This window comes from Roseovarius sp. EC-HK134 (genome assembly GCF_902498815.1).
Lineage (GTDB): Bacteria > Pseudomonadota > Alphaproteobacteria > Rhodobacterales > Rhodobacteraceae > Roseovarius > Roseovarius mucosus_A.
The window spans coordinates 1,333,324-1,356,951 of the sequence record NZ_LR701544.1; the positions used below are offsets into that span (position 1 = coordinate 1,333,324).

The window sequence follows — 23,628 nt, forward strand, 5'->3', positions numbered from 1 at the left end:
CGGAGGTATGTGATGGACCCTGATCTGGCGATGGCCATTGGAATGGTGTTGGGGGTGTTTTCCATACCTTCGATCATTTCCGCCTTTTCCGAGGGACATCCGCCGCGTGTGGCGACGTTTACGCTTATGGCATCGGGGGGGCTGATGGTCTGGGCGATCAGCACCAAGCCGGGTGGCTACAGCTTTGGTGATCTGCCCGAAGTGTTGGTGCGGGTGATTGCGCGCTACGTGAGTTGAGGCGCGCAAACTCTACCCGCCAAACCCTCTTGAACAATCGAGCGGTGCCGCGTATACGGCGCGCTCATCCCGCAGGACCGGCCAGATGTGGCATGCCGAGTCGTGCGGTTCTACCGACCTAATAGAGGAGCCGGAAATGCCCAAGATGAAGACCAAGTCGAGCTGCAAAAAGCGGTTCAAAGTGACGGCCTCGGGCCGCGTGGTGGCCGCACAGGCCGGCAAGCGCCATGGCATGATCAAACGCAGCAATAAATTCCTTCGTAACGCTCGCGGTACGACCACGTTGTCAAAAGCTGATGAAGGTATCATCAAGCCAATGATGCCCTACGCGCGCTAAGGAGGATTTAGGATATGTCACGCGTCAAAGGTGGGGTAGTTACCCACGCCCGTCACAAGAAAGTCATCAAGGCCGCCAAAGGTTACTATGGCCGCCGCAAGAACACCTTCAAGGTGGCCGCGCAGGCCGTCGACAAGGCCAACCAATACGCGACCCGCGACCGCAAGAACCGCAAGCGCAATTTCCGCGCGCTGTGGATTCAGCGGATCAACGCGGCTGTGCGCGCGCATGATGAATCGCTGACCTACTCGCGCTTCATCAACGGTCTGGCATTGGCCGGGGTCGAAGTGGACCGTAAGGTTCTGGCCGATCTGGCCGTGCATGAGCCCGCCGCTTTCGGGGCCATCGTCGAGCAAGCCAAGGGTGCGCTGGCCGCCTGAGCCGGTTCACATCGTGATTGAAACCGCCGTCCGGTTGGCCCGGGCGGCGGTTTCTTCATGTGCGCAGGATGCCGGAATAGAGCAGGAGGCCGTGATCGGCCAAGTCGCGCTCGATCCGCGCCCAGAGGCTGCCAAAGGCAATGGGATCGGTGCCGGTTGCCTGAGCAATTTCTGAGAGGCTGCGACGCCCGTCGATGGCGGCAAGAAGGGGGGCGGCGTGTTTTGGCAGGCTGAGCCGCGCCTCGATGCCGTTGAAGCTGAGTTTGGGCGTCTGGCCTTGGGCGATGGCACGCGCGAGATCCGGGGCGCGCAGGCCCTTGAGATGCGGGATCAGCGCGCGGTCTTGGCCCCTTGCAGGGCTGCGCGCCTCGCTCGCGCGGGTGGCATAGCCCACATGGGTTTTGATCGTGCCGCGCAGTTTTTCGGCTAGGGCCATGGCTTGGGTTGCGGTCAGATGCGCGGGCACGGCAGTGATGCGGCTGAGGTCATAGAGCACTGGCAGAGCAAAGCCCGAGAGCGCCCAGCCGGTTTGTTCGAGTGTCTCCACCAGTGTTGTCACATCAAAGGCGCGGTCCTGCGAATGCAGAAGCAGATCGTAAAAGCCTGCGTCGCTGTCCTTGTGATCGCCAAGGTTGGGGTTTGATCGGAAGGGATGCCCCTCGGGCAGGGTGGCCACCACCTCTTTGGCGGCCTTCAGCCGTGCCTCGGGCGGCAGGCCCGCATAGAGCGTGCCGAAGGCCTCTTGCAGCGGGTAGACGCCCGCGCGCCCATAGGGGGCATAGACCATGAACCCCATGCCGCCGCCGGGCGCCAGCGCCGCCAGAAGTGCTGCAAACCCTGCCGCCGGGTCGGGCAGGTGATGCAGCACGCCGCAGCAGTCGATATAGTCGAACTGTCCAAGGGTTGCGGCCTCTAGCAGGCTGCCGGTAACAAAGCGGATATTGCTCAGACCGCGTACGCGGGCGCGCTCTTCGGCAATGGCGCGCGAGGCGGTCGAAAGATCGAGATAGGTGATTTCGGCGGCGCGACCTGCGTTTTTCAGTTGCTGCGCCAGTTGGATCAGCCCGTCGCCGGTGCCGCCGCCTGCCACCAAGGCGCGCAACGGTTTGCGCCAGTCGCGCCGCCCCTGAAACAGGAAATGGTCAATTTCCAGCACATGCGACGGCGAGCCGGTGATCAGGCGCTTGGCCTCGTCTGCCGGATCGCGGGCGGGATAGGGGAAGGCTTCGTATTGCGCCTTAACCTCACTCATGGGCGCGGCCCCCGTTCTTCTTGGCAAAAATACTCAATTCTGCGCGCGCCTCATTCGAAGAGCTTGCGCAATTGACGTGCGGCCTTGTCCTCGATCTTTTCGCGCAGGGCATCTTCGAGGTTCTGGCCCTCTTGCGGGGCGAGGTCGAGGCGTTCTTGCAGTTCGCGTTCCAGCCGGTCCTTGGCCTCTTGCTCCAGCTTGTCGCGCTCGGCCTTGAGGTTCATACGCACCGCTTTTTCCAGATCCGGTTTGATGCGCGGATTGGCCCATGGCCCCTCGATCCGCACCGGGATGGCAAGGCCGCGCGTGTTCTCGCCCTCGAGCAGGACGGGGGTAAACAGATAGTCGATATCGCGCGCGCCAAGCCCGATACGCCCTTGGCCCGAGGCGCGGGCGAGCGGCAGTTTCATGGCGAGGTCTTGGTTGATGAGATTACCGTCCGCCATCGTAAAGCTGGCGGTCATGGCGTCAAAGATCGTGGTGCCGCCCGTCACATCGCCCGCGCGCATCAGCCGGTCAAGGTCGATGCCCGAGATCACGCCGCGCCCAGTGCGCAAGCTGCCCTTGCCCGAAAGCGAGCGCATGATCGCATCCACTGAATTGCCAACGCCCAGAAACTCTACCTCGCCGTTGCCGGCGGCGGCAAAGCGGGTGATGCCTGCGGCATCGGTCAAGAACCGTTCGAGGTTGAGGTCGCTCACCTTGAGCGTGCCCCCGACCGAAAGGCCAGAGCGGTTGTTGGCCACGAATTGCCCGGTGATGAGCCCGTCATAGGCGCGCAATTCGCGCAATTCGAACACGGCGCGGGCGCGGTCCAGTGTCATCAGGCTGCGGGTCTTGCCCAGTTTCAGATCGCCCAGATTGACGCTATCGGCGACGAGGGCGATTTCGCCATTGGCGAGGGCAAGGGCGCTGGCGTCGATCGGGCTGGTGGACCAGCCGCTGTCGGGGCTGGCCGATCCAGTGCTGTCGGCCCCGGCAAAGCGTGAGAGGTCAAGCGCGCCTGCGTTGATCTGGGCGTTGATGCGTGGCACGTCACCGCCAAGCGCAATATCGGCGGCCCCGGCAATGGCATTGCCGCCGAGGTTCAGCGTTAGATTGCGCAGCGAGAGATCGAGCGCATCAGTGAGGGTGAGATCCGTGCCGCCCTTGATGCTGGCCCCAAGGCTGGGGGGCAATTCCAGCCGGTCAAGGCCAAGGGCCGCCAGAAAGGCATCGGTATCGCCAAGGTCAATGTCGAGCCGCCCCTGGAGTTGCGGTTGCGCCCCGCCGCGCCCGGCAAACCCCACGCTGCCCCCCGGCCCCGATAGCCGTGCCGAGAGGCCCGTGACCGCCCCGTCGATGAATTGCCCCACCTGATCGAGATGGCCCGCGAGGGTGACGGGGGCGCTGCCCTGACGCAGCACCGCCTCAAAGGTGGCGGTGCCATCGTAATCGGGCCAGCGCAGGTCGAAATCCAAGTTCGAGAAGGCCTGCACCGTGCCGGTGGCGTGATCGGTATAGCTGAGGCTTGCACCGGTGATGAGCGCGCGGTCAAGCGTCAGCGCGAGGCGGTTCGAGGTGGCAAGGGGGCCATCGGATTGCCCCGAGGGGGCCACGCCTTCGACCCCCAGTTCCCAATTCACCTGCCCGTCGCGGGCGCGTTCCAGACGGATCGCGGGATTGACCGCCTCTAGCCCCGTGATGCGGATATCGCCGCCAAAGAGCGCCTGTGGTTCCACCCCGATCTTGAGGCTGTCGGCGCGCAGCATCGGGCCTGCGTCAGACCAATCGGCATTGGCGATTTCGACCGCGCCGGTGGACACGCCGAGGATGGGATAAAAGCTGATCTTGGTGTCGCCGGACATTGTGACCTGACGGCCCGTCGCCTTGGTGATCTGATCGGCGGCGATGCGCGCGATCCGCTCGCCCGGCAGGAAAAAGAGCGCACCAAGGACGATGGCCAGCATGACCATGACCAGCCCCAAGGCCCGGAATATCCAGCGCATGGCATCGCCCCCTTTGCCTGCTTGTCTCGGGCATAGTCTAGGCGTGTGGCATGGGGCGGGGCAACCGCTTTTGGGCTTTGCGGGCGGGCGGGGGCAAGCTATATCGCGCCCATGGCTCAGAACCCTCCCACCCTCCGCCCCGATCTTGCGCCGCGTGCGCGTTTGACTGACACGCCCCGCGCAGGCCAGCCGACCATCGGCATGGTCAGCCTTGGCTGTCCCAAGGCGCTGGTGGACAGTGAGCGGATTTTGACGCGGTTGCGCGCCGAGGGCTATGGCATTTCGCCCGATTACACCGGGGCGGATGCCGTGATCGTCAACACCTGCGGTTTTCTTGATAGCGCCAAGGCCGAAAGCCTTGAGGCGATTGGCGAGGCGCTGGCCGAAAACGGGCGGGTGATTGTGACGGGCTGCTTGGGGGCAGAGCCCGAGTATATCACCGGGGTGCATCCGCGCGTGTTGGCTGTGACCGGCCCGCATCAATATGAGCAGGTGTTGGATGCTGTGCATCTGGCGGTGCCGCCCAGCCCTGATCCTTTCATTGATCTTTTGCCCGCCTCTGGTGTCAGCCTCACGCCGCGGCATTACAGCTATCTCAAGATTTCCGAGGGCTGTAACCACAAGTGCAAATTCTGCATCATCCCCGATATGCGCGGCAAATTGCAGAGCCGCCCGGCCCATGCGGTGATCCGCGAGGCGGCCAAGCTGGTGGAAAGCGGCGTCAAGGAACTCTTGGTGATTTCGCAGGATACCTCGGCCTATGGCGTTGATATCCGCCACGCCGAAGAGCGGGGGCACCGGGCGCATATCACCGATCTGGCGCGGGATCTGGGGGGATTGGGCGCTTGGGTGCGGCTGCATTATGTCTATCCTTACCCGCATGTGCGCGATCTCATTCCGCTGATGGCTGAGGGGCTGGTGCTGCCATACTTGGATATTCCGTTCCAGCATGCGCATCCCGAGGTGCTGCGGCGCATGGCGCGGCCTGCGGCGGCGGCCAAGACATTGGACGAGATCGCGGCATGGCGGCGGGACTGCCCCGAGATCGCCCTGCGCTCGACCTTTATCGTGGGCTATCCGGGCGAGACCGAGGCGGAGTTTCAGACGCTTCTGGACTGGTTGGATGAGGCGCAGTTGGACCGGGTGGGCTGTTTTCAATATGAGAACGTCGCCGGCGCCCGGTCAAATGCCTTGCCCGATCATGTGGCGGCTGAGGTCAAGCAAGAGCGCTGGGATCGGTTCATGGAAAAGGCGCAGGCGATTTCCGAGGCCAAGCTGACGGCCAAAGTGGGGCAGCGCATGGAGGTGATCGTGGACGAGATCGACGCCGACGGCATCGCCACTTGCCGCACCAAGGCGGATGCGCCGGAGATCGACGGGAACCTGTTTATTGATGAGGGGACAGAGGGGGTGTCGGTCGGGGATATCGTTTCGGTCGTCGTAGATGAGGCGGGGGAGTATGATTTGTGGGGGGGGGCAGGCAAGGGTTTGGGTGGGGGATTGCGGCCGGACCCTTTAAAAGGGTCCGGTTCGTTTTCTTTTCAAGAAAACAGGTAAGCACCGCCCTCAAAGCGCGCGGTCGAAGAGTTGCGCGAGGAGGGGGTTGGGGAATCTGCGTTTGGCGGTGACGGCGTGGAAATGTTCGGTGAGGCCGACGCTATGGGCGGCCTCTTGCAGGAGGCCCGATTCCAGTTCGTTCTTGACCACGATGGGGGGCAGCACCGCAAGGCCGATATCCTCGCGCGCGAGAAGGCGCATCATGGCCATGTCATCGACTTCGGCGGCGAGCACCGGGCGGATCGAGAGCCGCGCGCAGAGCGCGTCGAACCCGGCGCGCACCGGAGATTCGAGCGTGGGCACGATGATCGGATTGGCGCTGAGCAAAGCGGCAAGGCTGTCTGCGGCCTTGATCCGGGCGGGGGTGCCAATCACGCTGACGGGCTGCTGCGCCACGGGATGCACGATGAAGCTGGTGAGCGCATCGGCGCTGGGGGCCACATTCGTGAGCACGACATCGAGGCTGAGCGCCTCTAGCCCCTGGAGCAATTCGATCGAGGTGCCGGAGCGCAGGACAAGTTCGATCTGAGGCTGGCCCAAGAGCGGGCGCAGGAATTCGATCTGGAAATTGCGCGACAGCGTGGCGAGTGCCCCCACGCGCAGCACCTGTTGCGCATGACCGGTCTGGCGCAGCGTCGCGATGAGTTCCTGCCCTGCGCCAAAGATGGTTTCGGCATAGTCGAGCGTGATGCGCCCCGCCTCGGTCAGGTGCAATTGGCGATTGCGCCGCTCGAACACAGGCTGGCCCAGACGATCCTCGAGCTTGCGGATCTGCACCGAGAGGGCAGATTGCGAGAGGTTGAGCCGGGCCGCGGTGCGGGTGAGGTTGCCGTCGCGGGCGACCTCCCAGAAATAGCGCAGGTGGTTGTAGTTCATTTCGGTCATATCGTTCTCTTTAGAAGAATGATTTGTTTGGAGCAATGAATTTTTATTATGGCTGGGTTTTGCCTATCACCGGGAGAGCCATTTGCCCCCGGAGGTTACATGCCGATCCATCTTTTGCCCCTGCTTGCGCCTGTCGTTCTGATCGTTGCCGCAGTCCTGATCCCTGCACAGCGGACTATCACCCCGCGCCGCGCCGCGTGGCTGGCGGAAGGGGCTGGCCTTGTGGCGCTACTAGTGGCGCTGACGATGCCGGTGATCCTGATGGTCACAGGGGCGGGCGATGGGGCCGCGCCGGGCGTGCTGGGCCATGTGATCGCCGTGCGGGTGGATGTGGTCAGCGCCGTGATGCTGATGCTGGTGGCCTTTATCGGCTGGGTCGTTGCGCGGTATGCGCGCACCTATCTGGATGGCGAGGCGGGGCAGGCCCGCTTTGCCCTGTGGCTTTTGGCGACGCTGGCGGCGGTGCAGATCCTTGTGCTGTCGGGCACGGTGGTGCAGTTCGTGGGGGCGTGGATCGCCACCAGCCTCTGTCTGCATCGTCTGCTGCTGTTTTACCCCGAGCGGATCGGGGCGCAGCGCGCGGCCTATAAGAAATTCGTGACTGCGCGGCTGGGGGATGCGGCGCTGATCGGTGCGGCGCTGCTGCTGGTTGCGGCCTATGGAACCACGCAGATCGCGGGCATCCTGAGTGCCGCGCGGTTGGGCGAAGGCGGCGCGCTGGCAGCGGCGGCGGCGGGGTTCTTGGCGCTGGCGGCGCTGCTGAAATCGGCGCAATTCCCGAGCCACGGCTGGCTGACCGAGGTGATGGAGGCGCCCACGCCGGTTTCGGCCCTGCTGCATGCCGGGGTGGTGAATGGCGGCGGGTTTTTGTTGATCCGGTTTGCCGATGTCCTGCTGTTGTCGCCGCTGGTGCTGGCGGTGCTGGTGGGGATCGGCGGGTTTACCGCGCTTTTTGGCGGGGTGGTGATGCTGACGCAACCGACGGTCAAGGTCTCGTTGGCGTGGTCCACGGTGTCGCAGATGGGGTTCATGATCCTGCAATGTGGTTTGGCGCTCTTTCCGCTCGCCCTGCTGCATATCGTGGCACATTCGCTGTATAAGGCGCATGCGTTCCTGTCGGCGGGCGGCGCTATTGAGCGGGTGGCGGCGCAGCGGCGGCCGGGGCCGGTGGCGGTGCCGGGGCTGCGCTCTGTCGCGCGGGCCTTTGGGTTGGCGATCACGATTTATGGGTTGGTTTATCTTGCCTCGGGCGCGCTGATCGGGTTTGGCGCGAAATCGCCGCAGGCAGTGGCGCTGGGCGCGATCCTGATCTTTGGTGTGGCCTATCTCTTGGCGCAGGGGTTGGCGGATGCGGCCCCGCGTGCGTTGACACGGCGCACGGCGCAGATGTCGGTGCTGGCGACGGTGGCGTATCTTGCGCTGCAACGGGGTGCGGAATGGCTGACCGCTGGTGTCTTGCCGCCTGCGCCTGTGGCGGGGCCGCTGGAATGGGCGCTGATCCTGTTGGCGCTGGTCAGTTTCGGCGCGGTGGCGGTGGCGCAATCGACCCTGCCGCTCTGGGCGCATCATCCGGCGGCGCAGGGGCTGCGGGTGCATATCACCAACGGATTTTACATCAATGCCGTCGAGGACCGCCTGTTGCGGGTCTGGTCGCGGCCACGGGCGCGCAAGGGAGCGGCATCATGAAGAGCGAGACGCATGCCGGGTTTACCGGCCCCCATCTGGAACTGATTGCCCTGTCGGAGAAGGTGAGCCGCGTTATTCCGCCGCTCTGGCCGCTGGAGGCGACCGTTGCGGTCAATCCCTTCCTTGGGCACACGGGGCAGAGTTTGGCGCAGGTATCGGCCAAGCTGGGCCGGATCGCGGGCCTGCGGGTGACGATGCCGAATGCCTGGTATCGCGCGCGGATTGCCGAGGGGCGGATCACTGCGGCTGACCTTGAGGCGGCGCTGGCAGAGGCCCCTGCGGGGGCGCCCGCGACGGTGGCTGCGTTGAAGGCGGCGGCAGAGGCGGAGCAAGAGACGCCCGAGGCATTGCCCACCCTCGCGCATCTGGCGCAGGAGGTGTCGGGCGTGGATTGGCCGGGCCTGATCGAGGCGCGCATTGGCGCGTGGGCGGCAGGCTATTTCGATGCGGGTCAAGCGCTCTGGCAGGTGACGGCGGGGCGCGGAGCCTATGAAAGCTGGCAGATTTTTGCCAGCCGGGACCTGACGCCGGAAATCTCGGGTCTGACCGGGTTTGCGGCGCGCGTTGCAGCACAGCCAGGACGCGCGCGGGTGGCGTTGTCACTGGCCTGCGACGCCTTGGGTTTGGAGGCGGGCGCGGCGGAGAGCTATTTTCACCAGCTTTTGCTGGGGCTTGGGGGCTGGTCGCAACTGGCGCGGCAACGGTTGTGGCAAGCCGAGATGGACGGGCAGGCAGAGCCGATCACGACGGACCTTTTGACGATCCGGCTGGTTTGGGAAGCAGCGCTCTTCGCGCAATATGGCGATCAGATTGCGGCACGTTGGGCGGACATACGCGCCACCCATGCGACGCCGGCATGCGCGACACCGGCGCAGCTGGCCGCGTGTGTGTTGCAAGAGGCCGCAGAGCGGGCGGCGCAGCGCGATTTGGCCGAGGTGCTGGAGGCGGAGGTGGCCGAGAAGGTGCAGGCGCGCCCCACGCTTCAGGCGGCGTTCTGTATCGACGTGCGGTCCGAGGTGTTTCGGCGCGCGCTGGAAAGCCTGGATCCCGGCATTCAAACCCTTGGCTTTGCGGGGTTCTTTGGCTTGGCGCATGGGCATCGCATTTTCGCTTCGGATGTGATCGAGGCGCGGTTGCCAGTGTTGCTGGCACCGAAACTGTCGAGCACGGCCACAGCCCCGAGCGCGGCGGGTGCCGATCAGGCCGCACGGTTCGGGGCGCGGGCGGCGCGGGCCTGGGGGCGGTTCAAGCTGGCGGCGGTGTCGTCCTTTGCCTTTGTCGAGGCGACCGGGCCGGTCTATCTGGGCAAACTCTTGCGGGATGCTTTGGGACAGGCCCCGCGCCACAACATCCCCCCTGCGCCACAGTTCAGCGCCGAATTTACCCTGACCGAGCGGATTGCCACGGCTGCGGCCATTCTGCGGGCGATGTCGCTGACCGGGGATTTCGCGCCTCTGGTGCTGTTGGTGGGGCATGGGGCGCGTGTGGTGAACAACCCGCATGCCAGCGCGTTGCACTGCGGAGCCTGTGGTGGCTATCCCGGCGATGCCAATGCGCGGCTTTTGGCGGGGCTGCTGAATGAGGCGGAGGTGCGTGCCGGGCTGATCGCGGAAGGGATCAACATTCCCCATGATACGGTTTTTGTCGCGGGGATGCATGATACGACCACGGATGCGGTGACGCTCTATGCGCAAGATCCCGGTTGTGCCGTGATCCCGGCCCTGTTGGAGCGCGCGCAGATGGTTTTGCAAGAGGCGGGGGCACTGGCGCGGACGGAGCGTGCGCTGCGCCTGCCGCGTGCGGGCAAGGGGGGCGATATTGGCGCACGTAGCGCCGATTGGGCGGAAACCCGGCCCGAATGGGGGCTGGCGGGGTGCAACGCCTTTGTTGCGGCACCGCGCGACCGGACGCGGGGCAAGCCGTTGGGGGGGCGGGCCTTTCTGCACGACTATGACTGGCGGCAAGACGACGGCTTTGGTGTGCTGGAATTGATCCTGACCGCGCCGGTCGTTGTCGCAAGCTGGATCAGCCTGCAATATTATGGATCGGTGGTCGCGCTCGAGGTGTTCGGCGCGGGCAACAAGCTGTTGCATAATGTGACTGGCGGGGTTGGCGTGGTCGAGGGCAATGGTGGCACCCTGCGGGTGGGGCTGCCGTGGCAGTCAGTGCATGACGGGGCGGACTTCATGCATGAACCGCTGCGCCTGACGGTGTGTGTTGCGGCCCCGGCGGAGGCGGTGACGGGTATTCTGGCGCGGCATCCCGATCTGCGTGCGCTGTTTGACAATCGGTGGCTGCATCTGATGTTGCTGGATGATGCGGGACGGATCGTGCAGCGCTATCGGGGCGGGTTAGAGTGGCAGACCTGCCGCGAGGAACGGGGCATTCGCGCGGCGGCCTGAGGCCAGCCGGGGAAAAGATTGCAGCGCAGGAAGGGGCGCATTAAACCTTGGACAGGATTGCGCCCGCTTTGGGCCGTGGTCCTGACCCGCAATCCCCGGACTGATGTCCGACCGGAAAGAAGGCTTGTGTCATGCCCCTGCCGCCCCCTGACATGCCAGAGATGTTGGCGGACCTCAGCCGGTTTCTGGAGCGGCCCCAGACCGATGAGAACGGGGCAGCTTCGGTAGCGCTTGGGCCGCAGCTTCAGGCGGCGCAGGCGTGGGTGCAGGCGCAGGAGGGGGCAACACCCCTAGCGGATTTTCTGGGCGCGCTGCTGATGCGCATGGCGCAGGATGGGTTGAAAGGCCGGATTGCGGCGCAGGCCGCGCAATTCGAGCTATTGACCCTGCGCGCGGCGCAAAAAGCGGAAGAGGCCGACAGGCTGTCGGGCAGGGCGCGGGCGCTGGGCCTGCTTTTGGCGCAGGTGCTGCCTGATCTGCCGGAGGCGCAGCGCGCCATGCTTTTTTCGCCGGAGGAGTACCTGGCGAGTAATCCGGATGTGGCCTTGGCCGGGGTTGATCCGCTGGCGCATTACCTCTCAAGCGGGGCGGCGGAGGGGCGCGCGCCGCGCTGGTTGGATCAAGGGGGGGAAACTCTGGGGGCGCTGATCGAGACCTGCCCCGCGCCCCGGTCTTGTCGCGACCTGCAAGAGGCGCTGCGCGCCGAGGCGCTGGCGCTTTTGGGGCAGCAGAGACCGGAGGTTAGCGTGATCCTGCCAACTTGGAACCGAGCGCATACGGTTGTGACGGCGGTGGCATCCGCCCTCTTGCAATCCTACGCGCCCAAAGAGGTGATCGTGATCGACGACGGCAGCCGCGATGCCACGTTGGAGCTGTTGCAGCAGCGGTTTCCCGAGCCTGTGGCGGCGGGGCGGCTTGTCCTGCTTGGGCAGGAGAATGCGGGGGTGTCGGCGGCGCGCAATGCTGGGCTGGCGCTGGCGCAGGGCGACGTGATCGCCTATCTCGACAGTGACAATTACTGGGAGGCGGATCACCTGCTCTATGCGGTGGGCGGATTGCTGGCGGTGCCGGGGGCGCAGAGCGCCTATACCGCGATTTGTCGGCACAACCTTTCGCAGGGGTGGAGCGATGTGCTGTTTCAGAGTTTTGACCGGGTGGCACTGGCCGAAGAGAATTTCATCGACCTCAACAGTTTTGTGCATCGGCGTGGGCTGGTCAAGACGCTGGGTGGGTTTGATACTGCCCTGACGCGGCTGGTGGATTGGGATCTGATCCTGCGGTATACCGCCCTGTCAGACCCGGTCGCGCTGCCGGTCATCACCGGGCATCATGTGGTGGACAGTCTTGGCCTTGATAATATTTCGACGCGCGAGGCGTTGGGGCCGAACCTTGCCCATATTCGCGCCAAACAGGGCAGTATTCCGGAGGGGCCGTGACCGATCCAGAGGATGATATTGCGCGGGGCATGGCCGCGTTGCGCGCCCAGAACCGGCTGCTGCTGGAACAGGTCGAGGCGCTGCGTGAAACGCTGGCCGCGCGCGAGGATGAGATCACGCGGCTGAGTGCGCGGCTTTTGGAGTTGGAGGCGCTTCGTGCTTCCCCTGAGCCCTCTGGTCTTTTGGCGCGGTTGCGCGCGCGGCGGCGCTGATCCATGCGGCCCGATGTTGATCCCGAAGCGGTCGCGCGGTTGCGCCGGTCGGCATGGTTTGACGCGGGCTGGTATGGGCGGGTCTATCCGGATGTCGCGCGTCTGCCGCTTGATCCCGCCACGCATTATGCATGGATCGGGGTCTTTTTGGCGCGTGATCCGGGGCCGCAGTTCGCGGCGCGTGCCTATCTTGCGGCCAATCCCGATGTCGCGGCGGCGGGGCTTGATCCGTTCACGCATTTTCTGACCACTGGGCAGGCTGAAGGGCGCAAGGCACATCCCGGTGCGGGGCCTGCGCGCGTACCCGCACCCCTGCGGCGGCTCAAGCATTTGCGCGATTTGCTGGAAACCGGCGGGCTTGAGGCTGGGCCGCGGGCGGCGCTGGCGGACATGGCCAAGGGGCAGATGGGGCCGGAGGCCGCTGCCGGGGCGGCAGAGGCGCTGGGCCTTATGGCCTTGCAGCGTGGAGAGAGCGCGGAGGCGCGTGCCTGGCTGGCACGTCGCCAAGAGATTTCGGGTGCGGCGCTGGCGCGGTTGGCCCCGGTGATGGCGATTGCGGCGGCGCGAGATGGGGATCGGGCGGCGGCAGAGGCCATGGCAGAGGATGCGCCGAAATCCCCGGCTCTGCATCTCGCGCGGATCTGGTGGGCGGGGTCCGAGGCCGAGGCGCTGGCCTGTCTCAATGCGGCGCTGGATTTGGCTGGTCATGCGCCGGTGGCCTTGGCAGAGGGCGCGGCGGCGCTGCTTGACCGGCTGATCCCAGCGACATCGGGCGCTGCGGGGGCAGAGGAGGGGCCGCTTGTCAGCGTGCTGATGGCGGCACATGACAGTGCGGCGACGATTGAAACGGCGCTGCGTGCGATGCAGGCGCAAAGTTGGCGGGCGTTCGAGCTTTTGGTGATCGACGATGCCAGCAGCGATGATACGGCGGCGATTGTGGCGGCCTATGCGGCGCGTGATCCGCGCATCCGCCTGATCCGGTTGGACCAGAACCGGGGCGCTTATGGTGCGCGCAATGCCGGGTTGGCCGAGGCGCAGGGGCGGTTTCTGACGTTGCACGATGCCGATGACTGGTCGCATCCTGACCGGCTGCGCTGTCAGGTGGAATTCCTGCTTGGCAATCCCGGATTTGTCGGCTGTCTGAGCCAGCAGGCGCGGTCCATGCCCGATTTGCGCCCCTGTCGCTGGACCGGCACAGGCGCCCTGATTTTCGAGAATATGACCTCGCTGATGCTGCCCACCGATCTGGTGCGCGATTGTCTGGGGGGATGGGACGCGGTGCGCGTGTCCGCCGATAGTGAATTGCTGCGCCGGGTGCAGCATCTTTTTGGCGCGCGGGCGGTTGCCTCGCCCGACACCGGCCCGCTGGCCCTGCAACGGGCCAGCGAGGGCAGCGCGACGGGGGACGGGGCAACCGGCATGGATTGGTTCTATTACGGGGCGCGGCGCGAGTATTATGAGGCGCAGATGCACCACCATGCGCGTGCCCCGCATCTGTGGTATCGGCCCGGTGGCGCGCGCCCCTTTCCCGCGCCTGCCCGGCTGTGCTCTGGGAGGGCAGAGGTTGAATGTGACCGGGTGTATGCGGGGCTGATGACGGTGCGGGATGCCGGGGTGGAGGCGCTGCTTGGTTGGTTGGCCGAGGATCGTGCGGCGGGGCGCAGCGCGGGTCTGGTGCCGCTTTATGATCTGTCGATGCCGGAGGAGGCGGGGCTATTGCTGCATCCTGCCCTGCGTGATCTGGTGGACGGAGAGGCGGTACGGGTGCTTTGCCATGGTGAGGTGGTGCGCTCTGCCCGGTACCGTCGCCTGCCTGGACAGGCCGTGACCGAGCCGCATCGCTATCTGCCGGTTGTATGGGAAGACGGACAAAAAATGCTGGCACCCGGAGAGGTGCCAGCAGAGACAGTGTAGGGGCGCTGACCAGACGCCCGATCAGAGGAACGTGAAATCGTCCACTGTGAGTTGCGCGGCTGTGATGCCTTCGACGAGGATTGTGTTGCCATTCACCGTCATTTGCGCGCCGCCCTCGACATCGACGATGTTCATCGCCGCGACGAACCCCGCCAGACCATTGCCGCCATTGGTGATATTGGTCTCGCCGGTATCCGGGTCCACGCGGCGGATGAAGAAACTGTCCAACCCATCTTCGAAATCGGTGATCACATCCGCCTCGCCGTCGAAGAAGGACGAGAAGACGAATTGATCTGCGCCGGTTCCGCCGGTGATCGTGTCATTTCCAGCGCCCGCATTGATCGTGTCATTGCCTGCGCCGCCGTCGATTATATCGTTTCGGCCGCCACCAGCGAGGAAGTCGTTGCCGTCACCGCCCGAGATGCTGTCGTCGCCTTCACCGCCGCCAACGCTATCATTGCCTGCACCGGCATCAATCGTATCGCGCCCGGTGCCGCCGCCGATATCATCCGCGCCGCCATTGCCAAAGATCAGATCGTTGCCAAAGCTGCCCGACATGCTGTCGTTGCCGTCGCCGCCTTCGAGCGTGTCATCGCCAGCGCCGCCTGCGACCACGTCATTGCCGTTGCCACCGGACACGAAATCATTGCCAAAGCCTGCGCCCAGCACATCGTTGCCGCCGTTGCCAAAGATGGTGTCATCGCCAAGGCCGCCACCGATGCTGTCATCCCCCGGCCCGCCAAAGAGCGTGTCATTGCCATCCGAGCCGGAAATGTTGTTGTTGCCGCCCCCGCCCGAGTCGATGTTGTCATTCCCGTCGCCACCCGCGAGCGTGTCATCATTGACCGTACCAATCAGCGAGTCGTCACCATCGGTGCCCACGATCACCTCGCCGGTGATCCCCGTCCCGTTGATCAGATCAGCCGCGCTGATGAGGGTATCGTCGAATTGGAAGAATTCGACCGAGGTGAAGAAATCCGTGCCCTCGCTTGAGATGATCCGGATGCCGCCGTTGATCACGGAGACCTGCGTATCGGCGCGGGCCACGGCGAGCACGGCGGTGTCTGTGCCGCCCTCGCCGTCGATCGTGTCATCCCCGAGACCGCCCACAAGACGGTCATCGCCGTCCCGCCCTTGAAGCCGGTTGGCCGTGGCGTCACCGATGAGGATATCGTTGCCAGTGCTGCCACGCAGCCATTCGATATTGGAGATCGTATCGGTAAAGGCCACACCATTGGCTGTGCCCGTCACGATGCCGGTGGCGAGGTTGGCGTTGACCGCCGTCACGCCAAAATCGTCATAGCGCAGCCGGTCAAACCCGGCGCCGCCATCGACAGTGTCATTGCCGCCGCCGACGCGGAAGGATTCATCTGCCGTGCCGCCGGTGACCGAGTCGGCCTCGTTGCCCGTCCGAAGCTCGAACACGGTGCCGTTGACGGTGCTGGTGTTGCCGCCTTGGGTGATCGATCCAGCCACGAGATCGGCCGTGACCGCCGTTCCCCGGAAATCGAGCTGGACAAGGCCTGCGCCGGTCAGGTTGTAGGTGTCGCTTCCGCCAAAGCCACGGGCGCTGATCCATTGGTTGGATGCGGTGTTGAAGTTGAACACGTCATCGCCAGAGGTGCCCCGGATACGCAGCCCGCCATTGGCGAAGCCGGAGAGCATCGGGTTTTCGACGTCAAGCAGGGTGTCGAAGCCCTGTGCGCCCTTATCAACGGTGCCGGTATTGGCTGCCCCGTCGATGGTTGCGGTGATCGCAGATGCAAGATTGCCGTAGCTGACCTCGGCAAAACCATCAACCAGACCACCGAAGTCGACCGTGTCATTGCCGCTGCCGCCCACGACAAAGTCGCCGAAGTCGGGGTTGTTCTCGCCCGTGCGGATCAGGTCAGAGCCTGCACCGCCGATGAGTTGGTCATTGCCTGCGCCGCCGTCCAGCGTGTCATTGCCCCCTGCGCCGTCGAGCACATCATCGCCGTCCAACCCGTTCAGCGTATCGTTGCCGGTGCCGCCAAGAAGGGTGTCGTTGCCATTGGTGCCGGTGAACAGCTCGCCATCGGGCAAGAGTTCGCTGGTGGTGTTTTCAAAACTGGTGAGCTGGATGTTCTGGTTTGGGGCAAAGGGCCCAAACGTAACCTGCCCGCCATTCGTGATCGAGGCGTCGAGCGCATTGAAGCCGGCGACCGACGTTGGCAAAATCACCGTGTCATCGCCGCCAATCCGGAAAACATAATCCGTATTTGAGGAGTTATCGAAGAAGGCGATGATGATCGCTGTGCCCTGCGGCGTGGTGATAAAGCCCAAAGAAAGATCGACGGTATCCGCAGCAGGCCCCGTAAGATCAATACCGTCGATCCGTGCGATCGTCACATCGTCTTCGTTGTTCAATTCGATCAGCGGCAAAATCTCTTCGGGGTCGGATACCCCCAGACTGCGGTAGTTGAAAACATCGCCGGTGATGGACAGCTCAAGTTCTATGGCCCGGACTTCAATGACGTTGTCGGCGGGCGAGCCATCTCTGCGTACGGCGATGCCGCTGGTTGTAAACAAATTCATTGTGTTTCCTTCTTAGGCTAGTTCCAAAATGCTCCGGGGACTGTAGCAATCACGAACCCGTGTATCCAACGTTTTTCCCAATGTTTCCAATATTGCACCCTAGGGTTGAATGAGTGAGGGGCGCCGATGGCGCCCCTCTCGTTGATTTGATGACTGCTTAAAGGAACGTGAAATCGTCAACCGTGAGTTGCGCGGCGGTGACCCCTTCGACGAGGATCGTGTTGCCATTCACCGTCATCTGCGCGCCGCCCGTCACGTCGACGATATTCATCGCCGTGACGAAACCCGCCAGACCGTTGCCGCCGTTGTTGATGTTTTCAACGCCAGTATCGGGATCGAAACGGCGGATGAAGAAGCTGTCCAAACCGTCCTCGAAATCGGTGATGACATCCGCCTCACCGTCGAAGAAGGCGCTGAAGACGAATTGATCAGCCCCCGTTCCGCCGGTGATCACATCGTTGCCAGCACCCGCGTTGATCGTGTCATTGCCTGCGCCGCCGTCGATGGTATCGTTACGCCCGCCGCCCGCGAGGAAGTCATTGCCCTCGCCGCCAAGGATGCTGTCGTCGCCCTCGCCTCCGCCGACGCTGTCATTTCCTGCGCCCGCGTCAATCGTGTCGCGCCCGGTGCCGCCGCCGATGTCATCCGCGCCCTCGCCGCCGTCAATCAGGTCATTGCCAAAGCTGCCCGACATGCTGTCGTTGCCATCGCCGCCTTCGAGCGTGTCGTCGCCCGCGCCGCCTGCGACCACGTCATTGCCTGCGCCGCCGGTCACGGAGTCGTCTCCGAACCCGGCCCCGATGATGTCATCGCCCTCACCGCCATCAATGGTGTCATTGCCAAGGCCACCGCCGATGTTGTCGTTGCCAAGGCCGCCAAACACGATGTCATTGCCATCGGAGGCGGGAATCGAGTCATTGCCGTCGCCGCCCGTGATGCTGTCATTATCCAGCGTTCCCGGCAGGAACTCGGACCCGGCGGTGCCGTTCACGATGTTGAACTCGGGTTGTGCCCCGGTGCTGCTGATCGTGGTATTGCCGCCCGAGTTCTCGACATTGAAGGTGGCATTGCTGAAATCGCCCTCGAGCGTGATGGTCGTATCGGCCACCCCGTCGCCATCGGTGTCGACGTCCAGAATGGCGGAGCCAAGGGTCACGACGATGTCATCGAGTCCGAACACGCTTCCGAGGATTTCCAGAAGGTCGTCATCCTGCCAGTCGTCGATGATGTCGCCGTCAAGCTGTTGGGCTGTGCCGCTGACCGTGTCTTCGCCACCGCCAAGCATGATGAGTTCTGGCGCGCCGGTCGCGTTGATCTGATCCGACCCTGTCGAGCCGGGGACATTCACAAAGCTGCCACTGGAGTTGAAGTTGGAGGCCTGCATGTTGCCAATGAAAAGGCCGGAATCAAAGACGAAGTCGCCGGTATCGGCGATCCCGATCTTGATCTCGTTCAGCCCCGCTTGAACGGGGGCAATCACGGTGATCAGCCGCGAAAATCCGTCATATTCAGTGTCGAACTGCCCGGTAAAGAGGTTTGTGGGGTCGTTGACGCCGTTGTTGTTAAAGAAGTTGCCCGGTGTATTGATGCTCTCTCCGACGATCGAGAGGGGCTGACCGGGGTCATTGTTGAAGAGCGCAAAATTCTGCCCGTTCACGAAAACGGCTGCGATATCGACAAACTGGCTGTTGACGAATTCCGGGAATTCATCCGAGCCAAAGAAGAGGTCGAACGAGACTGCCGGGGCATCGCCGATGTCTGTCGCGTCAAAGGTGAATGTGATGACGGAGGCGTCATTGGTTCGCCCTGCCCCAGAGAAGGCATCGCGCGCCGCCTCGTCGAGATCGGCATCGCCGGGTTCATCGAGGACCTCGGAAAAGGAGGCGGAGGTATTGCCGGAGCCCGGGCCGCTGCCGGTTGTCAGGAACACGCCGCGCTCGAGGTTGACCACGGGAGTTACCGTCTCGAACTGAAAATCGCCGTCCAGATCCTCGAGCCGGTTGATGGCAAAGCCATCGGGCAAGAGCGCGATGCCCTCGATTGCGCCGGTGAACGCGACATTGGTCAGGGTCAGATTGGGGTCAGAGACCAGAACGTCTGCGATCTGATCGAACCCCGACGGCCCGATGATGGGCAGGCCAATGCCTGCGGTGGGTGCGTCGGAGAAGCGCAGAGTGGTCGTGCCCTCTTCAACCGATTGCACGAGGGTCGCGCCGAATTCGAAGGGCGATACAGAGAAGGCCGCGTCTTCTGTGCCGTCGCCATCGATATCAATCGACACAGTCAGGCTATCTGCGCTGATGCTGACGATGGAGCTGCTTGTAAGCCCGGTGATGCGAATCTCGTCCCCAAAGGCGAGCGTCACGCTATCGCCGTCAAGTTCGGCCGCTGACCCTTGGATCACATCCAGCCCAAAGCCGCCGTCGAGGATATCAGCCCCTAGCCCACCATTCAGAAGATCATTGCCGTCATTGCCAAACAGGCTGTCGTTGCCGCCATCGCCAAGCAGGGTGTCCTGCCCCTCTTGCCCGTTGATGAAATCGTCGCCATCGAGGCCCGAAATCGCATCATCCGTGCCAAAGCCGATCAGCGTATCGTTGCCATTGGTGGCCGGAAACAGCTCGACCTCGGCGGTTGCAACGCCGGAAATCGTATTGGGCGAGAAGGCAACACCGGGAGAGAAGGGGCCGCCGGGTGGAATATCAGCAAACCCGGCAGCCGCCACGACCGCCGCAAGTTCCGTCTCGGTGGGAACGGGGCCTGCAAAGAGCGGCACGCTGTCCAGTTGGAACAGGAAGGTTTCGCCGGACAGGTCATTGGTGAAGCCGATGAACTGCGCCATCGCGCCATCAAAGGAGACCTCGGCCATAATCGTCTCGAACTGGCTCTCGAAAAAGTCGGGATCAAGATCCTCTAAGCGCGTCTCGAAGAGGTCGCCTTGTGTCACAACAAGATCGCCCTCAGGCTCTGTTGGATCAACGGTGGTCGACGTATAGGTGAATTGCAGATCATCACTTCCCAGCAACTCAAGTGTCGCTGGTTGAAGGCCAACGATACTGTCCCCGGCCGTAATGAACTGAAACCCCGTTAAGGTGAAAAGCGTTGCCATGTCTAAGCCCCCAAGACTATGGAAATAAAGATTAAAAAGTGGGCCTTCGGATGGACATCACAAAAACGTGAACCGATTCCCACAGCCAGAGTTTAGACGGGAAGACGTGATTTTCAATGTTATACGCCGGGTTTGTTGCCGCGAGAGGGGGCGCGCAGCAACAGGCCGGTGTTCAATAGCCATCTTGGTGGGTGGCTCAGAACCTTGCGGCGAGGTCTGCGACGCCTTTGGGCAGGTCAGGCCAGACCGGGCCTTCGCCGCTTTCAATCGCGCGGCGGCATTCGGTCTGCATCGCCGCGACCCATGCTTTCCAGCCCTGCGCCAGCGTCAGATCGCCGTCACGCAAGCCAGAGGCGGCAAGGGCAACGGTACGCGGTGCACCGTCCAGCACGGCGGCGGTGAACACGATCCCGGCTTGGGCGATGTTCATCTGCGTGGCCTCGGAGCCGACGGCAAGGATGCGCGTGCGGCAGTCGGTCTTGATCGCGGTGGCGCGCGCCAAAGCGGCGGCTTGGGCCTTGGCCTCGGCGGTGACGGCTTGGGCGAAATCAATCTGCATCGGGGGTCTCCAACTCGTAGGGCGGCAGGGCCACGGGGCCGTTGCCCGTAAGGGTGAGGGGCGCGGGAAAGAGCGTTTCTTGCGGCGCGTTGGCCCCGTGCGGCAGCACGAGCGTGAGGCGCAGCGTGCCGCCCACACGCTCGACCGGGCCTGCGAACCAGTCGCTTGCGATGGCCTCGGGGGGCAGGGTTGCGCCCTCGGGCAGTGGCGAGAAATCGAACACCTCGCCATTGAGCGTGAGGGTGTCGCCAGCGCGGCTTAGCATAAGGGGCGTGTCGCGGCGGGTGGGGGATAGGGTGATCTGCATGCGTGTCTCCTTTAGAACCAGCGGCCAATGGTAAAAACGTTAGATACCGGCGCGGTGGCGACAGGTGTAAATCTCTCGGCAATGAGCGATGCCGCAGTGTTACTTGCGACAAAGGACGACACCCAGACTTTTCCGACGTTCGTGCATGCGCCGCCGATGGCTGGGGTGATGCCGGGTGCGAACCCGGCGGGATAGGTCCAGTTTGTCGATGTGGCGCCGGAAAAGCCCGCGCCATCCGCGACGTTCGGAGCGCCGAGGGTAATCTGACGTGTGCAAATCTGTGTGCCGTCCGCAAAGCGGACATATTCGCCGTTGGCATTGCTGCCCCGCTCGATGACCGCCCCCGTGGGCACGCCATCGGATTGGCTCACGGCCCCCAAAACCGAGTTTTGATGGTAGATTTCTCTCCACTGGTGCCATGACCCGCTTGCTGGTGGGGCGTCTGACACATATCGGATCGCAGTGCGCCCGCTGCTATGCTCGTAGGCGAGCTGAAGCGTCCGTGATGCATTGGTGGAGATAACCAAAACCGCCCCACCCTGCGAGAACGGCTTGTTGGCAGCTGCACCCGCATAGTTGTAAAAGCCGGCAAGTGCTGCATCATTGAGATCCGTGACCGAAGGTGGAATGGATGCCAGCAATCCCCCCGCCCCGGTCAAGAGCACCCGGCCGGCTGTGGCATCGGTTGGATTTGATTGCACACCGGCACCGCCAAGATGCCCGGTCTGGGCATTGACGCGAAGCGCCTCGGTCCAGGTGGCACCATCGGCGCTGACTTTGATGGTAAAGTCATCCTGCCCGGCGATGCCCATTTCCGCACGCCCGGCAAAGCCGGTCTGAAACAAGAGGCTTGCGGTGGCACCCGCTTCGGCCTTGTTGATCTTGAGTTGATGCCCCGCGCCTGCATGGGTGAGCAAGGTCGCCTCTGCCGCCACGCTCAGGCGGTTGAGCGCATCGGCATCGGTGGCGATGCCAAGCCTCTCAACCCGCTCTGGGATGCTGCGCCACGTGCCATCCCGATAGAGGCGCAGATCAGCAGTTCCGCGCGCGGTCGCAATCCAGCCTTCTTGCGGCGCAACAAAGCCCCAGGCTTCGCCGAGAAAGACGGCGATTTGGCCATCCTGCCCGGCCCAGGCCCCCATCGCCCCTTGGCCAAGGGCATAGCGCGCGCCGGTCTCGGGGGCGGCGGGTGGTTCGGTGGCGTCGAACCCGTCCAGCGCCATCTGGACCAGAAGATCCAGCCGCTGCACAGCCTCATTATAGGTCACATGCTTTTGCGCCTGTGACGGGGCGATAAATGGCAGGTCTAGGCGGGCTGATACATCCGACATCGGTCTCTCCAGAACGGTTGCGCAGACGAGAGACTCGGGAAACGGGATTACCAACCCATTAACAAACGGGGCGATGGTGGGCTATCTATCTGATTATAAGTTCAAAAAGGTCCGGCTGGACGGCCGTTGCATTGCGGCAACAAGCACCGATCAGACGGCAATAGCGCACCTGCGGCACACCAATGAGGTCGGCGTTGGCAGCGGCAACGTCGAGATGAGCCCCTCACCGATTTTGCCCAAGAGCGCCCCGGAGAGTGTGCAGGCCTTTTATCCTTTGAACAGGCTTCAGCTCCCGGCGTATTTCATCACGATGTCTGCGAACTGCTCTGCTGGCAGAACCGGCGGAATGAGGGTCAACACCTTTCCGTCCGCGTCGAGCAGAAAGATATGGCTGCTATGGGCATAGATGGGCCCATACTCTGGATGATCCATGACCTTTTCAAAGGTGATCTGAAACGCACTATAGGCCTTGCTCAACGCCTCGGGATTGCCGGTCAGGCCAATGAGATCCGTCGAGATTTCAGCCAAGGCGGGCCCGATCGTTTTGGGTGTGTCCAGCTCCGGGTCTATGGTGATCATGATCGGGCTGACTGGAATGCCACGCTGTTTCACAAGCTCTGCGGCGTCCACCATCATTGGCAGGGCCGCACTGCAGATGCCGGGGCAATTGGCATAGCCGAAGAATACAAGCTGCATCCGACCGTCCGGATCAGTCTGGGTGCGGGTTTTGCCGGTATGGTCGACAAGCTCGAACGCGCCGCCCAGTTTCCATGGCAGTGCCGTCACTGGATCCGATGGCGCAAGGACGGGCGGCGCTGCGTGCTTTTCCGGGCCATGCGCCCATGCGCCAGATGCGAAACCGCTACATGCCACGGCCAGCAGCAGAGTTCGGAGTTTCATTCAAGCAATTCCTTGATGAATTGCTGTTCTTCTTCAACGCCGATGCCGGTGTAGCCATGTGCGGCAATCTCTGCGTTGACACGCGGGTCACGGCGGAACCATGGCCCCTTGCCATCCGCTTCAGGGTGGTTTTCTGCCCATACGTCCGTCCAGCGGTTGGCGGCGATCCATTCGGCATCGCCCAGAGCGCGGATCTTTTGCACCAGATAGATGTTCGTCGCCTTTAGATCGGGATCCTCGATCAACAGGCCATCAACCTCGACCTGCTTGCCGCAGAATGGCAATATGTCAACCGCCGCCCCTGAGAACGCAGCCTGCGCGTTCTTGTTGGGATAGACCAGAACGTTGTCGGCGTTGCGCAACAAACCCAGTTGGCGCACCCCGCCACCGCAATCTGTCGGGCAATCGCCGGTCAGTTCGCACAGAATATCCACCACCTTGGCCTCAAACCGCGCGGGTTGCTCGGCATAGAGGTTCCATGTTTTCGCCTCGGACCCTTGGGAAAAATCCTGCGCGCCAGCAGGAAGTGCCATGCCGGTGAACGCGAGCATCATCAGAACATGTTTCATTGTGCGTCCCC

19 protein-coding genes are annotated in these 23,628 nt (G+C 63.4%); 9 read left to right on the forward strand and 10 right to left on the reverse strand.

Annotated elements, in window-relative coordinates:
- Positions 1 to 12: 12 nt before the first annotated feature.
- From GC127_RS10385 to rplT, 3 genes are all read left to right on the forward strand, one after another.
- Positions 13 to 237 carry a hypothetical protein gene (locus GC127_RS10385; RefSeq protein ID WP_008279523.1) on the forward strand — a complete coding sequence of 75 codons (225 nt, stop codon included), beginning with the start codon at positions 13 to 15 and terminating at the stop codon, positions 235 to 237.
- Positions 238 to 373: 136 nt separating this feature from the next.
- Complete coding sequence (gene rpmI, locus GC127_RS10390; protein WP_008279522.1) at positions 374 to 574, forward strand: 50S ribosomal protein L35; 201 nt, start codon at positions 374 to 376, stop codon at positions 572 to 574.
- A gap of 14 nt (positions 575 to 588) precedes the next feature.
- Positions 589 to 954: a 50S ribosomal protein L20 gene (gene rplT / locus GC127_RS10395; protein WP_008279521.1), complete on the forward strand. Its 366-nt coding sequence runs from the start codon at positions 589 to 591 to the stop codon at positions 952 to 954.
- A gap of 55 nt (positions 955 to 1,009) precedes the next feature.
- Here the strand turns inward: rplT and GC127_RS10400 are convergent, their stop codons facing one another.
- Positions 1,010 to 2,206 carry a bifunctional 2-polyprenyl-6-hydroxyphenol methylase/3-demethylubiquinol 3-O-methyltransferase UbiG gene (locus GC127_RS10400; RefSeq protein ID WP_151977982.1) on the reverse strand — a complete coding sequence of 399 codons (1,197 nt, stop codon included), beginning with the start codon at positions 2,204 to 2,206 and terminating at the stop codon, positions 1,010 to 1,012.
- A gap of 50 nt (positions 2,207 to 2,256) precedes the next feature.
- Complete coding sequence (locus tag GC127_RS10405) at positions 2,257 to 4,194, reverse strand: AsmA family protein (protein WP_151977984.1); 1,938 nt, start codon at positions 4,192 to 4,194, stop codon at positions 2,257 to 2,259.
- 111 nt (positions 4,195 to 4,305) lie between these two features.
- Between GC127_RS10405 and rimO the strand changes: the two genes are divergently transcribed.
- Positions 4,306 to 5,751, forward strand: a complete 1,446-nt coding sequence (gene rimO, locus GC127_RS10410; protein WP_254700818.1) for a 30S ribosomal protein S12 methylthiotransferase RimO — start codon at positions 4,306 to 4,308, stop codon at positions 5,749 to 5,751.
- A gap of 9 nt (positions 5,752 to 5,760) precedes the next feature.
- Here the strand turns inward: rimO and GC127_RS10415 are convergent, their stop codons facing one another.
- Positions 5,761 to 6,636: a LysR family transcriptional regulator gene (locus GC127_RS10415; protein WP_151976060.1), complete on the reverse strand. Its 876-nt coding sequence runs from the start codon at positions 6,634 to 6,636 to the stop codon at positions 5,761 to 5,763.
- 99 nt (positions 6,637 to 6,735) lie between these two features.
- Here GC127_RS10415 and GC127_RS10420 point away from each other — a divergent pair, with 99 nt between their 5' ends.
- The 5 genes from GC127_RS10420 (at position 6,736) to GC127_RS23240 (ending at position 14,286) form a co-directional block, all read left to right on the forward strand.
- Positions 6,736 to 8,322 (forward strand): NADH-quinone oxidoreductase subunit L, encoded by a 1,587-nt coding sequence (locus GC127_RS10420; protein ID WP_008281351.1) that lies wholly within the window; start codon positions 6,736 to 6,738, stop codon positions 8,320 to 8,322.
- Positions 8,319 to 10,724, forward strand: coding sequence for a YbcC family protein (locus GC127_RS10425; protein ID WP_254700819.1), 2,406 nt, complete (start codon positions 8,319 to 8,321; stop codon positions 10,722 to 10,724). Before GC127_RS10420 ends, GC127_RS10425 begins: the two co-directional genes overlap by 4 nt.
- Positions 10,725 to 10,855: 131 nt before the next feature.
- Positions 10,856 to 12,160 carry a glycosyltransferase family A protein gene (locus GC127_RS10430; RefSeq protein ID WP_254700058.1) on the forward strand — a complete coding sequence of 435 codons (1,305 nt, stop codon included), beginning with the start codon at positions 10,856 to 10,858 and terminating at the stop codon, positions 12,158 to 12,160.
- Complete coding sequence (locus GC127_RS10435) at positions 12,157 to 12,372, forward strand: hypothetical protein (protein WP_151977841.1); 216 nt, start codon at positions 12,157 to 12,159, stop codon at positions 12,370 to 12,372. The genes GC127_RS10430 and GC127_RS10435 overlap by 4 nt, the downstream gene beginning before the upstream one ends.
- A gap of 3 nt (positions 12,373 to 12,375) precedes the next feature.
- A complete protein-coding gene (locus GC127_RS23240) occupies positions 12,376 to 14,286 on the forward strand; it encodes a glycosyltransferase family A protein (RefSeq protein ID WP_151977840.1) in 1,911 nt (636 codons plus the stop codon).
- 21 nt (positions 14,287 to 14,307) lie between these two features.
- On the opposite strand, the gene GC127_RS10445 is transcribed toward GC127_RS23240, so the two are convergent.
- The 7 genes from GC127_RS10445 to GC127_RS10475 form a co-directional block, all read right to left on the reverse strand.
- Positions 14,308 to 16,842, reverse strand: a complete 2,535-nt coding sequence (locus GC127_RS10445; RefSeq protein ID WP_008281357.1) for a calcium-binding protein — start codon at positions 16,840 to 16,842, stop codon at positions 14,308 to 14,310.
- Positions 16,843 to 16,999: 157 nt separating this feature from the next.
- Entirely contained in the window at positions 17,000 to 19,951 is a 2,952-nt protein-coding gene (locus GC127_RS10450) for a choice-of-anchor L domain-containing protein (RefSeq protein ID WP_151977838.1), read from the reverse strand.
- A 196-nt stretch (positions 19,952 to 20,147) separates the two neighbouring features.
- The gene (locus GC127_RS10455) at positions 20,148 to 20,510 is read right to left on the reverse strand and encodes a hypothetical protein (protein ID WP_151977836.1); all 363 of its coding nucleotides are present in this window, start codon (positions 20,508 to 20,510) and stop codon (positions 20,148 to 20,150) included.
- A complete protein-coding gene (locus GC127_RS10460; protein WP_008281360.1) occupies positions 20,500 to 20,817 on the reverse strand; it encodes a hypothetical protein in 318 nt (105 codons plus the stop codon). The genes GC127_RS10455 and GC127_RS10460 overlap by 11 nt, the downstream gene beginning before the upstream one ends.
- A gap of 11 nt (positions 20,818 to 20,828) precedes the next feature.
- A complete protein-coding gene (locus GC127_RS10465; RefSeq protein WP_151977834.1) occupies positions 20,829 to 22,148 on the reverse strand; it encodes a DUF2793 domain-containing protein in 1,320 nt (439 codons plus the stop codon).
- Positions 22,149 to 22,433: 285 nt separating this feature from the next.
- Positions 22,434 to 23,048, reverse strand: coding sequence for an SCO family protein (locus GC127_RS10470; protein ID WP_151977832.1), 615 nt, complete (start codon positions 23,046 to 23,048; stop codon positions 22,434 to 22,436).
- Positions 23,045 to 23,617: a hypothetical protein gene (locus tag GC127_RS10475; protein WP_151977830.1), complete on the reverse strand. Its 573-nt coding sequence runs from the start codon at positions 23,615 to 23,617 to the stop codon at positions 23,045 to 23,047. The genes GC127_RS10470 and GC127_RS10475 overlap by 4 nt, the downstream gene beginning before the upstream one ends.
- Between the last annotated feature and the right edge of the window lie 11 nt (positions 23,618 to 23,628).